Here is a 14274-nt window from a genome sequence, read left to right on the forward strand (position 1 = left end):
TGAATGAATGAAAAAATATCATCTCAATGAAAAAGGTATGGCATTAGTATATGTATTACTTGTGATGTTCCTTTTTTCTATTATTGGTATAGTGTTATTTAATATAACTGTTTCCAGTTCAAAACAAGTTGATAAAATTGAACAAGATATGCAAGCGGTAGATCTAGCAGAAATGGGTGTTATCTTTTACAAGAATCAAATCATCCTACAAGCTGACCAAGTATTAACACAAGCAATTGAAGAAGCTATTAAAGAAATTGAAGCTGAAAATTCGAGAAAGAGCAAGAATGATCCACCTATTGCGATTAATTCTACTACTGTATTAGCTCGTATAAAAGTTATTTATAATAGTTTTCTTCCTAATATAGCTTTAAACACACCTTTTCCAGTAAATAATAGCCCAAACTATTCATATAAAATCACTGAGCATTTCGCTATAAGTGGAGAAGATGCATTTAAAGTAGTCTTATCTTTTAAGAGCTTCGGGCAAGGTAGAAATGATACAGCAATCATCGATGGTGAAATTACATTAAATACAGAGGATTCTGTTAATGCTTATTTCAGTAAAGGAACTAGTAAAAGTGATATTCGGAATGTAACGATTCAGAAACCGTACCTACCAGAAAAAAATTACAACACGAACCTGGGTATAGAAAATGGATATTCCTATACTATAAACATAAAAAATTATAAATTTGCGATAGATGGTATTACTGCCGTCATTAATGGTTCATTAGATATCAACAACGGAAATCGTATAAAACAAAATTCTTTCCTTTACATTACTGGTAATGCAGACTTCGGAAATAACCAGAAAACAGATCTTGAGAATAATAAAATTTATGTAGGTGGAAATGCCTATTTTAAAAATACTAAAGCTTCAATTAAAAAATCAGTGTTCTATATAAATGGCGATTTGGAATTTCATAATCAAATCGGTGAGATTGCCGACTCGAAAATTTGTGTGCGAGGTAGCATTATTGATCGCAAAAATAATTTGCCTATACCAATAGAAGAATGGAAAGATGGCCAATATAATTGCATGCTGTTCGGTGGCGGTTCACCTGGAGGCTCAGATATATTAGATGAAATTGCAAAACAAGTAGATAATATGACATTAATCTATAACTAAAGATCTCCTTTTTAAAAACAAGCCGTATCCCTATTTTCTTGAAGTTGAAGATACTTTTAACTTAAAAAGAAGGTATACTTATAACTATTCTTAATCAACAGGGTACGTAAAGGACTAAAATTATCGGGATTACGATTATACTCCTCAGAGCATTACATTTTCTGAGGAAGAAAATGCTGATGCTACAAAAATTGCAAAAAAAGAGTTGGACCTTGCCTTTTTAACTAAAGAAAGCTACACATTTGAACAACGTGGAGAGAACGTTCAATCGATTGGGTATAGCGAACCTGAAATTGAGAAGTCTTCAATGACTTTTGAAAAACATAATGATTCGGATGTCTATGTGTTATTAAAACTACAGCCTCACGAGAGCTACGAAGACCTAACCCGTGTATTAATTCTCAAATATTTAATAAAGAAAATGGTGCCATGATACCGAGCTTTATAATGTTTTAACATGGCAAAAACTGCAGATTGAACGGTACCCACCTCCCTACTTTTTGTGAGGTGGGTATAAATTTAGCTTTTGATGGGTATTAAATGGTTCGAAAATTAAGTTTAATACAAAACCTAAAATCACATTTACTGGCGGGTTGACGTTGGGTATACTATTATCAAGTTAAATTCTACTACAGTACTTTCTGCTAATTTCCGATATCAGCTTCCCCTTTTAATATAAAAACAGAAAGGAGCAACAAAAATGTCAAACGAGCAAATACTTGAAAGAATTTTAACCTCAGTAGAGAATATTGATATCAGAATTGATAATATTGATCAAAAAATCGATAAAATTGATTGCAGAATCGACAATATTGATAATAGAATCAATACAATTGATAACAAAATAAATACAATCGATAACAGAATTGACAATATTGAAAACAGAATCAATAGTATTGATAACAAAATTGATAAAATCGAATCAAAACTAGATACAATTACGCACCAAGTAGTTTTAAATACTGAAAAACTCACTAATCTTGAGCAACAAACTTTGGAAAATACAAAGAAGTTACATCAAATAGACGATCTCACTGAACGGGTCGATGTTATAGAATCAGATATAAGGCTGATTAAAAAAGTTATTACGTAATCTCTACCTCATTTATCCCCTAATTTTATCCATTTCATTTAAGACACAAAAAAACCTGACACGCAATGTGCCAGGCTTCTTATAAATTAATACATTTTTAAATATTGTTCGCGCTCCCATGGATGAACAGCAGTGCGGAACATATCGAACTCGATTTCTTTTGCTTCTTTGAAGTTTGCATAGATGTGGCTACCTAATGCATTTTTAATCACTTCATCTTTTGATAGAGCTAGAAGCGCATCGTCAAGTGATGCTGGTAAGTTATCGATACCGTTTGCTTTGCGTTCTTCCTCACTCATCACGTAGATGTTGCGGTTAATTGCCGGTGGAGGAGTCAAACCGTTGCGAATACCTTCTAAACCAGACTCTAGAATCGCTGCTAAAGCTAAATAAGGGTTAGCAGAAGGGTCTACTGAACGCACCTCGATACGAGTTGATAAACCACGTGAAGCTGGTACACGAATTAATGGTGAACGGTTTTGAGCAGACCAAGCCACGTAACAAGGTGCCTCATAGCCAGGTACTAGACGTTTGTAAGAGTTTACAGTTGGGTTTGTAACCGCTGTAAATCCTTGAACGTGTTCTAATACACCTGCCATAAATTGCATCGCTGTTTGAGATAAACCAAGTTCTGTGCTTGGATCGTAGAATGCATTTTCTTTGCCTTTAAATAATGATACGTTACAGTGCATTCCAGAACCTGCTTCACCGAATAATGGTTTTGGCATGAATGTTGCATGTAAACCATGTTTACGAGCAATCGTTTTAACAACTAGTTTAAACGTTTGAATATAATCACATGCTTCAATCGCATTGGCATACTTGAAGTCGATTTCATGTTGACCAGGTGCAACCTCATGGTGAGAAGCTTCGATTTCAAAGCCCATTTCTTCCAGCTCTAGCACGATATCACGACGGCAGTTTTCACCTAAGTCTGTTGGTGCTAAGTCAAAATAACCGCCATGGTCATTTACTTCCAGCGTTGGCTCCCCTTTTGCATCCAATTTGAATAAGAAGAACTCTGGCTCAGGTCCAAGGTTGAAATGTGTAAAACCTAATTCTTCCATTCCTTTTAATACACGTTTTAAGTTGTTGCGTGGATCGCCAGAGAATGGTTCGCCTTCAGCAGTGTAAATGTCGCAAATAAAACGTGCAACTTTACCGTTATCAGTAGTCCACGGGAATACCATGAATGTGTCAAGATCAGGATATAGGTACATATCAGATTCTTCAATACGCACAAATCCTTCAATAGAAGAACCATCAAACATCATTTTGTTATCTAGTGCTTTATCAAGTTGACTCACTGGAATTTCTACGTTTTTGATTGTTCCTAAAATGTCTGTAAATTGTAGTCGAATATATTTTACTTCTTTTTCTTGAACAAGACGTTTAATATCGTCCTTTGTGTATTTACCCACAGTATTCCACACTCCTACTTTTCCCTATTTAGCAAATCTATTTTATATTTATTTGCTGTTTTCTATTTATAATTCACGCGGTTTATTGATAAAAACGCGATAAATCCCCTTGTCGTAAAGACGTTTTTTGATTACGTCCACTATTGATCATTTCTTCACGTAAAATGCGGCGCAATTCAGCATCCGAAATCTCTTCTTTTGCTTTGGCTGCTTGAACTGCAGGGTTATTTCTCATATCAAATACCTTTTTGATTCCTGCCATATTCACGCCTTGCTCTAACATGTCCTTGACATCTAATAGCGTATCGACGTCATTTAAGGAAAACATTCTTCTATTACCTTCCGTACGGTGTGGCTGAATTAAATCATGTTCTTCATAATAGCGAATTTGTCGCGCTGATAGTTCAGTTAATTGCATAACCGTACTAATTGGCAAAAGCGGCATGGATCTTCTTAATTCACTTGATCTTCTTTCACTACCCATTTAATCCACCTCCCTTACGTCTATCTTAACCTCGGTAAGATAGAATGTCAATCTTACGTTAGAAAAACTAACATAAAGGGGAATGGTAATAAAAATGTATTGATAAAAGAATATCCCTTCGCGATAACTTTTTCAATAGTTTTATAATTCCTTTTATTATGACACCATTTGTCTGAAAGTTGATAAATACTAACGTTTGTTGTCATATTTAGTAGTTTTGATGTTATATCAAGTTTAACGAATCCTAATATTGCTATTTACAGAAAATTAAAAGACTGCAGAGTTAAATCGGTTTTCCCAATTTAATCCACAGTCTATAGAAGTTCTATTTTCTACTTGATAAAGCCAAATCAGATGTCGCTTACTATCTTTTTTTGCGATTAGAAGCAATGATGTTGATGACGATAAATGCAAGATTCAAGTACAATCTAAGGGCAAAAAATAGCACTTCATTTTCACGTATAAATTCATTCTTAATACAATCTAATTCATACACCGTATAAAGAGCAAACGCTAATACAAAAATCCCTGCCACTACAAGGAAAAATGGACTACTAACTGGAACGAAAATATAGATGAATGCAAAGACAACAAATACGATTAAAATCGTAAAGGCGTACATTAATGCCTCTGAAACGCTATATTCGATAAGCTTAATCCCCAGAAACGCAATTGTTAAGAAAATGATGACTGTGCCTATAAATACCGAGATGATTAAAGCTGCACCAAGCCAGTCAATCAAGATAATCAGGATCGAAAAATGCAGCACGCCAAATAAAATCGGTATGAGGAAGATTAACATATTGCCAAGACGCCACATAAATGTAATGACAGCCAAAGCAATCCCAAGCAACGCTAAGATGATCACAACAGAAATCGGCAACAACAATGCGACCAAAAGCCCAATCACACTCAGAACCCACATACCCATGAAATAAAATATTATGAGGTTGTAATTTCTATTCCCTTTATAGTGCCCCATATCAAACCCCAATCATAGATGATTTACTTACACTATATTTTTAAGTAGTATATGTTATTAATAATTTTTTGTTTGTGTTGCTAGTTTTTTAGGATTTTTTTAGCTGGATGCTACTCTAACTTAACTGGATAGTGGTTTTGTTATTTTTGGAGATGAAGTGTTGGAACAGAGTACATTTTGGAAGTGGGAGCTTTTTCACGCTCAGACTCAGCAATTAATGACATTAGCATTATTTTGATATCGTTTTTGGAAGTTCCAGGATTTTTGGGGAAAGTGGTGAGGTTTTTTAGAAAAATAGCTGAATTCCTCAATAAGAGCAAGATCTTGCTCAAAACAAAAAACAACGGCTCAGTAATTTTACTGAGCCGCAAATTTAACAACTATTTCAATTTTTGCACTGCACTGCAAATTGCATATTTGACGTGCTCGTAAGTTAAGCCACCTTGGATAAAGGCAGTATATGGCGGGCGAATTGGACCGTCCGCTGTCAGTTCTATGCTTGACCCTTGGACAAAGGTACCCGCTGCCATAATTACGTCATCCTCATAGCCTGGCATATAGGCAGGTTCAGGTGCAAACTGTGCATTAACTGGCGAAGCGGCTTGGATTTCTTGACAGAAAGCTATCATCTGCTCGTCAGTTTGGAAGGAAACGGATTGTATTAAATCTGTTCGCTTGTCCGCGTAGTGTGGATACGTTGTCATCCCGACTTCCTCAAGCATAGCTGAAGTGAAAATCGCCCCCTTCAAACTTTGCGCCACGACGTGAGGCGCTAAGAAGAAGCCCTGGTAAAAGTCAGCTAGCGTATTTAAGGATGCTCCCGCCTCTGCTCCGATACCCGGTGACGTCATGCGGTAGGCACACTTTTCAACTAATTCCGCTCGACCTGCGATATAGCCACCGATTTTCGCTAGACCGCCCCCAGGATTTTTAATTAATGAACCGGCCATTAGATCAGCTCCTACTTCTGTTGGCTCCATCGCTTCAACAAATTCACCGTAGCAATTATCGACAAAAATGATGACATCGGACTTGATTTCACGGATTTTTTCGCACATCTCTTGAATGGCTTCAATGGTATATGAAGGACGCGTTGCATAGCCTTTCGAACGTTGAATGGCTACCATTTTCGTTCGGTCATTAATGGCAGCGCGAACACCTTCCCAATCAATTTCGCGATCATCGATTAAATCGACATGTGAATAGCCAATGCCGAAATCTTTTAACGAACCTGTATCTTTTTCTCCTCCGTTCACAATTGACTGAAGTGTGTCGTAAGGTTTTCCAGTAATATACAGCAGTTCATCACCAGGTCTTAAAACTCCGAATAGGCTTAACGTAATGGCGTGAGTTCCGGAAATAATTTGAGCACGCACAATTGCAGCCTCCGCTCCGAAAACTTCGGCATAGACGCGCTCTAAATTATCGCGTCCTTCATCGTCATAGCCGTAGCCGCTCGATGGATTCATATGAAAGTCACTGACCTGATGCTTGCGAAAAGCTGCCAGTACTTTTTGTTGATTGAAAAACGCCATTTCGTCTACTCTGCCGTGGATTGCTTTTATTTTTCCTTCCACTTCACTCGCTAGTTGCAGTGTTTCAGTGCTTAATGTTGATTTAAATGTCATCGTTATTACTCCGTTCTATACATATCGCCTAAGCGAATCTTGTGTACCTTAATTTATTTCCTCTATTATCTTAACAATTCTTGTTATCTTTTCAACTATTTCAGTATCTTGGCTTTCGAGAAGTCAAAATATTATTCTATAATAAAAAATTCACTTTACGAAAACCTTTTAAACTGCTATTCTCAAAATTGCATGTTCATGTAAGGAGGCAATGTTAATGGCATGGGAAGTCTTTAGTATTATTGGTACAATCGCATTTGCAATATCAGGTGCAATTGTAGCCATGGAAGAAGAATACGACTTATTTGGTGTTTATTTATTAGGGATTGTGACTGCTTTTGGTGGGGGTGCTGTGCGAAACTTGTTAATCGGCTTGCCTGTTTCAACGTTGTGGAGCCAAGAAATGATGTTTCAAATTGCGATTGCCGCCATCACTATATTTTTCCTTGTTCCTCATCATTTAATCAAGCATTGGAACCGCTGGGGGAATTTCACGGATGCAATCGGCTTATCCGCCTTCGCTATTCAAGGGGCAATTTATGCTGTTTCACTCCAACTTCCGATCAGTGCTGTCATTGTAGCAGCCGTTTTAACGGGATCTGGTGGAGGAATTATTCGCGATTTATTAGCACGAAGAAAGCCATTGGTACTTCGTGATGAGATATATGCCGTGTGGGCGGCAGGTGCCGGTTTAATCATCGGTCTTCAGTTTTTAGATGGAGATATTTTCTTATACGCACTATTCATAGTCATTACAGCATTGCGTGTTTTTTCTTATACAAAACATTGGAAATTGCCTGTGAGAGCATTGAAAAGAACCGAAACTACGAGTACAGCAATTAAAATAGATACAAATAAAAGAGCACATAGATGAGTAGAGTATTACTCATCTATGTGCTTTTTTTGAGTTTTGGTTGATATCCCAACTTAATTCAGCGGATATTCTTATTTTGACAGCAATTGCCACTCAAATCTCTCAAACCTTAAATTACTTAAACTCAAGCTCTCCATCATAAGCCATCATGCCGCCTTCTAAGTTTGTCACTTGGAAGCCTTGTGATTCTAGGTATTCGCCAGCGTTGGCACTGCGAACGCCACCTTTACAGACCATGATGTATTCTTTTGATTTGTCTAATTCAGGTGCTTTTTCTGGGATTGAACCTAGTGGAATGTGGACAGCACCAGGAATCATGCCCTGTTCCACTTCAAAATCTTCGCGTACATCGATAATGTTTAGGTCTTCATTTGCATCTAATAGATTAATTAATTCTTCAGTTGTCATCGTTTTCATTATTAAAACCTCCATCAAGTCCCATTTTGGCTCAAGTTTTTACGTCCAGACTTCGGACTTTCGATCCTGAGTCAACTCTTCATCAGTATAATGAAAAAATGTGCTCTTCGCAATTAGCGAGAATTCGCCTAGATGGCCTATTTCAACCACAAAAAATCGGCAAGCAAGGTCACTTAGCCGATTTGTGCATTATTGGTCGTTGTTTTCTGCAGTAATAGCTACATGCTTTGAAGGAGAAAATGTAGAGATAGCATGTTTATAGATTAGATGCTGTTTGCCGTCTACATCCAGTAGAACCGTAAAATTATCATAAGACTTCACTAGCCCTTTTAATTGGAAACCGTTTAATAGGAATACTGTAACAAAAGTATTGTTTTTTCGTAGATTGTTCAGGAATGTATCTTGTAGATTAATTGATTTCACGCCGTATACACCTCGTCCATAGTTTTCTATAGTTAGGTATTCGGCATTTAGAAAGATTTTCCTGCTTAATAATTGAATAATTTTGAATATTTTTCGACTTTATTCCAATCAGTGCCTATCCATTCGACATCCATCTTGTTGCGGAAGTAAGTTAGTTGTCGCTTGGCGTACCTGCGTGAGTTTTGTTTCAGCGCATCGATTGCATCCGGAAGCGTTAGCCTATCATCCAAATAGGCATACAATTCTTTATATCCGATTGCCGAAACAGACTGTACATCACGAATCCCGCGCTCCCACAAGCCTTTTACTTCTTCCAGCAAGCCTTGTTCCATCATGATGTCAACGCGCAAATTGATGCGTTCGTACAACTTTTCCCGGTCCATCTCCAAACCGATAATTAGATGGTTATATAACGGGATATCTCCACGATTGTGCTCTTCATTTGCCTTTGACACACCATGAAGCTCGACCATTTCGAGCGCACGAATGACGCGGCGAGTATTATTCGGATGTATGGTTTTAGCCGTTTCCGGATCGAGCTCCATCAACTTTGCATGCATGGCATCCGGACCAATGTTCGCTAATTCATCATAATATGTTTTTCGCGCTTCTTCGTCCACATCTTCTTTTGTGAATTGAAAATCATATAACACCGCTTGCACATAGAGGCCAGTCCCCCCTACAATGATGGGAAGCTTCCCACGGCCCTGAATCTCGGCAATTTTTTCCCGGACTAGTGTTTGATACTCAGCTACCGAAAAGCTTTCTGTCGGTTCCTTAAAGCTTAACAAATGATGGGGAACACCTTGCATTTCCTCTTTGGTAATTTTGGCTGTTCCAATATCAAGCCCTTTATAAATTTGCATCGAGTCACCGTTGATAATTTCCCCATTGAATGCTTTTGCCATTTTAATACTTAATGCTGTCTTGCCTGAAGCGGTCGGCCCTACAATGGCGACCACTTCGATTTTCTTTTCATTCATCTATTTAACCACCGTGTAATTACAGAATATACATGTTCTCGATTTTTTTCTTTCAGGATTTCATGCCGCATGCCTTCAAAAAGGTAAACGACGACATCCGTAAGGTTTGCTTCATTCATATCTTTGGCGACTTTAAAAACTCCAGAGCCCTTGCTGCCCACTGGATCATCACTGCCGCTAATCAATAAAATCGGCAAATCCTTCCGAATGTTCTTGAGTTCTTCTTTTTGGTTAATAACTAATAATCCATCCGTTAGATCCACAAAAAATTGATTCGTTGGAACAAAGCCGCAATAAGGATCTTGAATGTACTTTTCGACTTCCTCTTCATTGCTGCAGAGCCAATCATAAATTGTTCTGGGATTCAGCACACTTCTGCTGAAACTATTGAAGCTTAAATCATTCATGAGCTGGCTTGGCATATTTTTCCCTCTCCACGCACCTAGCGAACGGGCAACTGCATTTCCTACTTGATGCAGGGCAGTCGTTGCACCCGTCCCACATAAAATACATTTATCGATCATCCCGCTATAAAGCTGAAGGAACCTACGCGCGATAAAAGAGCCCATGCTATGTCCAAACAGGATGATTTCTTGGTTACTAGGATCCACACTATAATGCTGAATGATGTCAAAAACATCATCGACTACCCGCTGGAAGCCGTTCTCTTCTCCAAAATACCCGAGCATGCCATTTATCTCCGCTGTTTTGCCATGGCCACGATGATCATGTGCCGTTACAAAATAACCCTGTTCTGCTAAGTTTTTCGCAAAGTCCTCATAGCGCCCGCCATGTTCGGCCATTCCATGTAAAATATGAAAATTTCCTTTTGGTGTACCTTTAGGTTTATAAATACGTATATAAACTTGATGTCCATCATCCATTTCTATGATCTCTGCAAGTTCTACCAATCGAATTCACCCTATTTCATTGGATTTTTTGCCTCATCGATAAATTGCTCTAATTGCATTCGATAAAATACCGTTTCACTTTCAGAATACCCAAGAATATTGCACATGACTTCCAAAATCGCTTCTTTATATTGCTCAACCAATGCAATATTGAAATATAGATAGCCCGTTCTCCGTATTAAGAAATCACAAGGTGTCATCACCATTTCATAATATATCGCGTAAAGCAGTTCGGCATAAAGGGAAAGTGGAATGACAAGTTCACTGCTATTGACGGCCTTCACATACTGGAAAACCTCATCAACATTCGTTCCATATCTTCGAACGAGTCTCTCTGTATTATGATGGCTGATCCCTAATTCATTTCCTTCCTTTGACTTGTTTGCTACATAGTCTTCAAAATTCAATGAATTTAGCCCTCGCGCACCCGAAAGAGATAATTCCTTTGTGATACATTCTGTTGCATGTTTGAATTTTTTCAATTTGACGATCTTATCAACTATCGTTTCCGCCATTTGACGATAACCAGTTAATTTACCGCCTGCAACCGTAAGAAGACCACTTGGTGCAACCCATAGTTCATCTTTACGCGAAATCTCGGAAGGGTCCTTTCCTTCCTGGGAAATTAATGGTCTTACCCCTGCCCAGGTTGACTCTACATCATAAGCTGTTACGTTTGCATCCGGGAAGATAAAACGAGTCGCTTTTATTAAATAGTCCACATCTTCTTTTGTGGCAGTCGGCTGTATTGGATCATCAGTATAAAATGTATCCGTTGTTCCAACATATGTTTTCCCTTCACGAGGTATGGCAAACACCATACGTCCGTCTTCTGTATCGAAGTAGACCGCCTGTTCCAATGGAAGTCTTGATTGGTCGATGACAATGTGGACCCCTTTTGTATGGCGAATCGTTTTTTTGTTATAGATTTTATCTTTTTTTCGAACTTCATCAACCCAAGGACCTGTCGCATTGACAATTTGATGGGCATGAATGGTAATGTTTTCGCCGGAAATCTCATCTCGAACATTGGCAGCAACGATTTTTTTCTTTTTGTAAACGAAATCGATCACTCTTGCATAGTTTAGACAAACCGCCTGGTACTCAACTGCTTTTTTCAGCACTTCAATCGTAAGACGTGCATCATCTGTTTTGTATTCAACATAGTAGCCCGCACCACGCAAACCGTCTTTTTTTAATAAAGGGACTTTTTCAAGAGCTTCCTTCTTTGAAAGCATTTTACGGCGCTCGTCTTTTTTCACTTGTGCTAATCGGTCATATACTGTTAGTGCCGCTCGCGTTGTCACTTTCCCTAGCGTTCCTTCTTTATAAAGGGGCAGCAACATCCACTCAGGCTGTGTCACATGAACTGCATTTTCATAAACAATCTCACGTTCCCTGCCCACTTCAGCAACAAGTCCAACCTCTAGTTGTTTTAAATACCGAAGTCCCCCATGCACAAGCTTCGTAGAGCGACTAGATGTCCCTGCAGCAAAATCCTGCATCTCCACCAGTGCCACGGATAGCCCACGCGAAGCAGCATCGAGCGCTATTCCCGCTCCCGTAATGCCCCCTCCGATTACGAGAACATCGAATGTATAACTATCTAACGTATTAAGTATGTTCGGACGCTCTTTGAATGAAAACATTTGCATTTCCCCTTTACATAATAATTTAGGTAAAGCTTTGGTTTGGTTTGAAGTAGTTTGTGGAGCTCGCTCGTATATTGGGCGTTAACGCTCGTAAACTTGGATTAGCGCACGTAATTTGAATAGGTTCGCTCGTTATCTTTGAATAAACGCTCGAAACTGGCATTAATTCGTTTATTTTTACAAGTATCCAACCCAAATCCACATGTAAATCTCTTATTAGCACTAACTCCCACCTACATTACGCGTTTAAACATTTTCTCCACTTCATACGTAGAAAAATGGACCAAAACCGGTCTGCCGTGTGGGCATGTGAACGGATTGTCGGCTTTTCGCAGGTCATCGAGCAAGACAACCATCTGCTCTTTCGTTAAATAATAGTTGGCCTTGATTGATTTTTTGCAGCTCATCATGATGGCGGCTTCTTCGCGGAGCTTTTTCACGTCGGCCCTGCGAGTTTTTAACACTTGCTCGATTAGCTCTTCAATCAACTCCTGCTCAAATCCTTTCGGAAACCAGGTCGGATGTTCACGGACCACAAAGGAGGATTGACCAAAGTCCTCCAAAAAGACGCCAACTTCCTCTAAAGCATGAAGATTTTCCTTTAATATCAACGCTTCATCCGCAGAATAGTGGAAAGTTAATGGCAAGAGGAGTGATTGCCGTTCATTCGGATTCACCTCACCCACTTTTTCGCGAAAATATTCATATTTGATCCGTTCTTGCGCCGCATGTTGATCGATTAAATAAAAACCATCCTCCATTTGTGCCACAATATACGTTCCATGAATCTGGCCAACGATTTCAAGTTGTGGGAAAGGCTCTTTTTTCTCGACAACTTCTTCCTCCACAACTGGCACCACCACGTCATCCGGCGTTTCCTCAATTACCGGATTGACCCATCCAATATCCAACTCAGTCGGGAGCTCTTCCACTTTCTGGTCTACAGGCTGCGAAGAAATTACCCCAGCCCCCTGATTTACAATCGGTTCCCTCACTACAGAATTCTCGGATGACAGTCTCTCCACAATCGCATTCATTTTATGTTCATCAAACTTTGGTGTATACGGCTTCCAAATATTCATTTGCTCACTTGGAACGCGTACCGGCTTTTCTTTTTTTTCCGCAACCGGGACGTGAATTGCAGAACGAATTGCTTGATTAATGGCATTCTGAACAAGTGGCAATAATTCCTGCTCTTTACTTAAACGAATTTGCAATTTGGCAGGATGCACATTGACATCCGTTAAATAAGGGTCTCCCTCAATATATAGCACAGCGATTGGATAGCGTTCAATCGGCAGATACGTGTGATACGCATCTACAATGGCTTTTTGCACCAAATAATGCTTCACCCAGCGCCCATTTACAAAAATCGAAATATAGTTTTTGTTCGCACGTGTAACCTCTGGCAAGCTCACAAACCCGTGTACTTTATAATCATTTGATTCTGCACTAAAAGGGATCATTTTTTTCGCATTTTGCATCCCATAAATTGCAGAAATCACTTGCTGTACATTCCCTCGACCATTTGTTTGAAGAAGGGTTCCTCCATTATGTACAAGTTTAAAAGCAATCTCGGGATACGCCAGGGCTAGACGGTTCATATAATCAATCGAGTGTCCAAGTTCCGTCTGTATCGTTTTTAAATATTTTAACCGTGCCGGAGTATTATAAAACAACTGTGCAATCGTAATATCCGTTCCTCTTCGAAAAGCGGTTGGTTTCTTCGTAATCAGGTGCCCACCGTCCATTTGAATCTCAAGCCCACTATGTTCGCCATCAGATGTTTTCAATGTTACTTTGGACACCGATGCAATCGAGGCCAATGCTTCCCCTCGGAAACCTAGTGTTCGAATACGGAAAAGGTCCGGTTCTTTTGAAATTTTGGATGTGGCATGGCGGGAAAAAGATTTCAACGCATCTTCTTCGTCCATCCCACTCCCATTATCTGTTACTTGAATGGAGGTTAACCCTGCTTCTTCGAGAAAAACTTCAATTGATGTACTTCCTGCATCAATGGCGTTTTCAACGAGCTCTTTCACAACTGACGACGGGCGCTCAACTACTTCCCCCGCCGCAATTTTGTTGGATAACCATTCATCCATAATTTGAATTTTTCCCATGCTGAACAACCTCCTTTTTTATTAGTGAGAATCGGAAATTTTGTGGTTTCGCATACGGAATCCCGACAGTTTTTGAAATAATCCCGACACTTCTGGCAAAAATCCCGACAGTTTTTAAAATAATCCCGACACTCTCCACAAAATTCCCCTT

The 14274-nt window shown here is 39.0% G+C and carries 13 protein-coding genes; 3 read left to right on the forward strand and 10 right to left on the reverse strand.

All coding sequences use genetic code 11. From position 1 onward, the window contains the following. Positions 1-7 precede the first annotated feature (7 nt). The gene (locus ACFQU5_RS04500) at positions 8-1132 is read left to right on the forward strand and encodes a PulJ/GspJ family protein (RefSeq protein ID WP_390285178.1); all 1125 of its coding nucleotides are present in this window, start codon (positions 8-10) and stop codon (positions 1130-1132) included. Positions 1133-1832: 700 nt separating this feature from the next. Next, complete coding sequence (locus ACFQU5_RS04505) at positions 1833-2225, forward strand: coiled-coil domain-containing protein (protein ID WP_390285180.1); 393 nt, start codon at positions 1833-1835, stop codon at positions 2223-2225. Between the two features lie 86 nt (positions 2226-2311). Here the strand turns inward: ACFQU5_RS04505 and glnA are convergent, their stop codons facing one another. The 4 genes from glnA to ACFQU5_RS04525 form a co-directional block, all read right to left on the reverse strand. Next, positions 2312-3646, reverse strand: coding sequence for a type I glutamate--ammonia ligase (glnA, locus tag ACFQU5_RS04510; protein WP_390285182.1), 1335 nt, complete (start codon positions 3644-3646; stop codon positions 2312-2314). A gap of 82 nt (positions 3647-3728) precedes the next feature. Beyond that, positions 3729-4130 (reverse strand): MerR family transcriptional regulator, encoded by a 402-nt coding sequence (locus ACFQU5_RS04515; protein ID WP_390285184.1) that lies wholly within the window; start codon positions 4128-4130, stop codon positions 3729-3731. Between the two features lie 364 nt (positions 4131-4494). Further along, positions 4495-5040, reverse strand: coding sequence for a hypothetical protein (locus tag ACFQU5_RS04520; protein WP_390285186.1), 546 nt, complete (start codon positions 5038-5040; stop codon positions 4495-4497). Between the two features lie 452 nt (positions 5041-5492). Next, positions 5493-6740 carry a methionine gamma-lyase family protein gene (locus tag ACFQU5_RS04525; RefSeq protein WP_390285188.1) on the reverse strand — a complete coding sequence of 416 codons (1248 nt, stop codon included), beginning with the start codon at positions 6738-6740 and terminating at the stop codon, positions 5493-5495. A 217-nt stretch (positions 6741-6957) separates the two neighbouring features. Here ACFQU5_RS04525 and ACFQU5_RS04530 point away from each other — a divergent pair, with 217 nt between their 5' ends. After that, the gene (locus ACFQU5_RS04530; protein WP_390285190.1) at positions 6958-7614 is read left to right on the forward strand and encodes a trimeric intracellular cation channel family protein; all 657 of its coding nucleotides are present in this window, start codon (positions 6958-6960) and stop codon (positions 7612-7614) included. 114 nt (positions 7615-7728) lie between these two features. Here the strand turns inward: ACFQU5_RS04530 and ACFQU5_RS04535 are convergent, their stop codons facing one another. The 6 genes from ACFQU5_RS04535 to mutL all read right to left on the reverse strand — a co-directional run bounded on the left by ACFQU5_RS04535 (position 7729) and on the right by mutL (position 14123). Further along, positions 7729-8031 (reverse strand): rhodanese-like domain-containing protein, encoded by a 303-nt coding sequence (locus ACFQU5_RS04535; protein WP_390285192.1) that lies wholly within the window; start codon positions 8029-8031, stop codon positions 7729-7731. Between the two features lie 189 nt (positions 8032-8220). Beyond that, the gene (hfq, locus tag ACFQU5_RS04540; RefSeq protein WP_390285194.1) at positions 8221-8454 is read right to left on the reverse strand and encodes an RNA chaperone Hfq; all 234 of its coding nucleotides are present in this window, start codon (positions 8452-8454) and stop codon (positions 8221-8223) included. A gap of 65 nt (positions 8455-8519) precedes the next feature. Beyond that, positions 8520-9437, reverse strand: a complete 918-nt coding sequence (gene miaA / locus ACFQU5_RS04545; RefSeq protein ID WP_390285196.1) for a tRNA (adenosine(37)-N6)-dimethylallyltransferase MiaA — start codon at positions 9435-9437, stop codon at positions 8520-8522. Further along, positions 9434-10321, reverse strand: a complete 888-nt coding sequence (locus tag ACFQU5_RS04550; RefSeq protein WP_390285198.1) for an alpha/beta hydrolase — start codon at positions 10319-10321, stop codon at positions 9434-9436. The genes miaA and ACFQU5_RS04550 overlap by 4 nt, the downstream gene beginning before the upstream one ends. A 38-nt stretch (positions 10322-10359) precedes the next feature. Continuing rightward, positions 10360-11997, reverse strand: coding sequence for a glycerol-3-phosphate dehydrogenase/oxidase (locus tag ACFQU5_RS04555; RefSeq protein ID WP_390285200.1), 1638 nt, complete (start codon positions 11995-11997; stop codon positions 10360-10362). Positions 11998-12233: 236 nt separating this feature from the next. Beyond that, entirely contained in the window at positions 12234-14123 is a 1890-nt protein-coding gene (gene mutL, locus ACFQU5_RS04560) for a DNA mismatch repair endonuclease MutL (protein ID WP_390285202.1), read from the reverse strand. Positions 14124-14274: the final 151 nt, after the last annotated feature.

It is taken from the genome of Ureibacillus sp. GCM10028918, assembly GCF_042666115.1.
Classification (GTDB): domain Bacteria; phylum Bacillota; class Bacilli; order Bacillales_A; family Planococcaceae; genus Ureibacillus.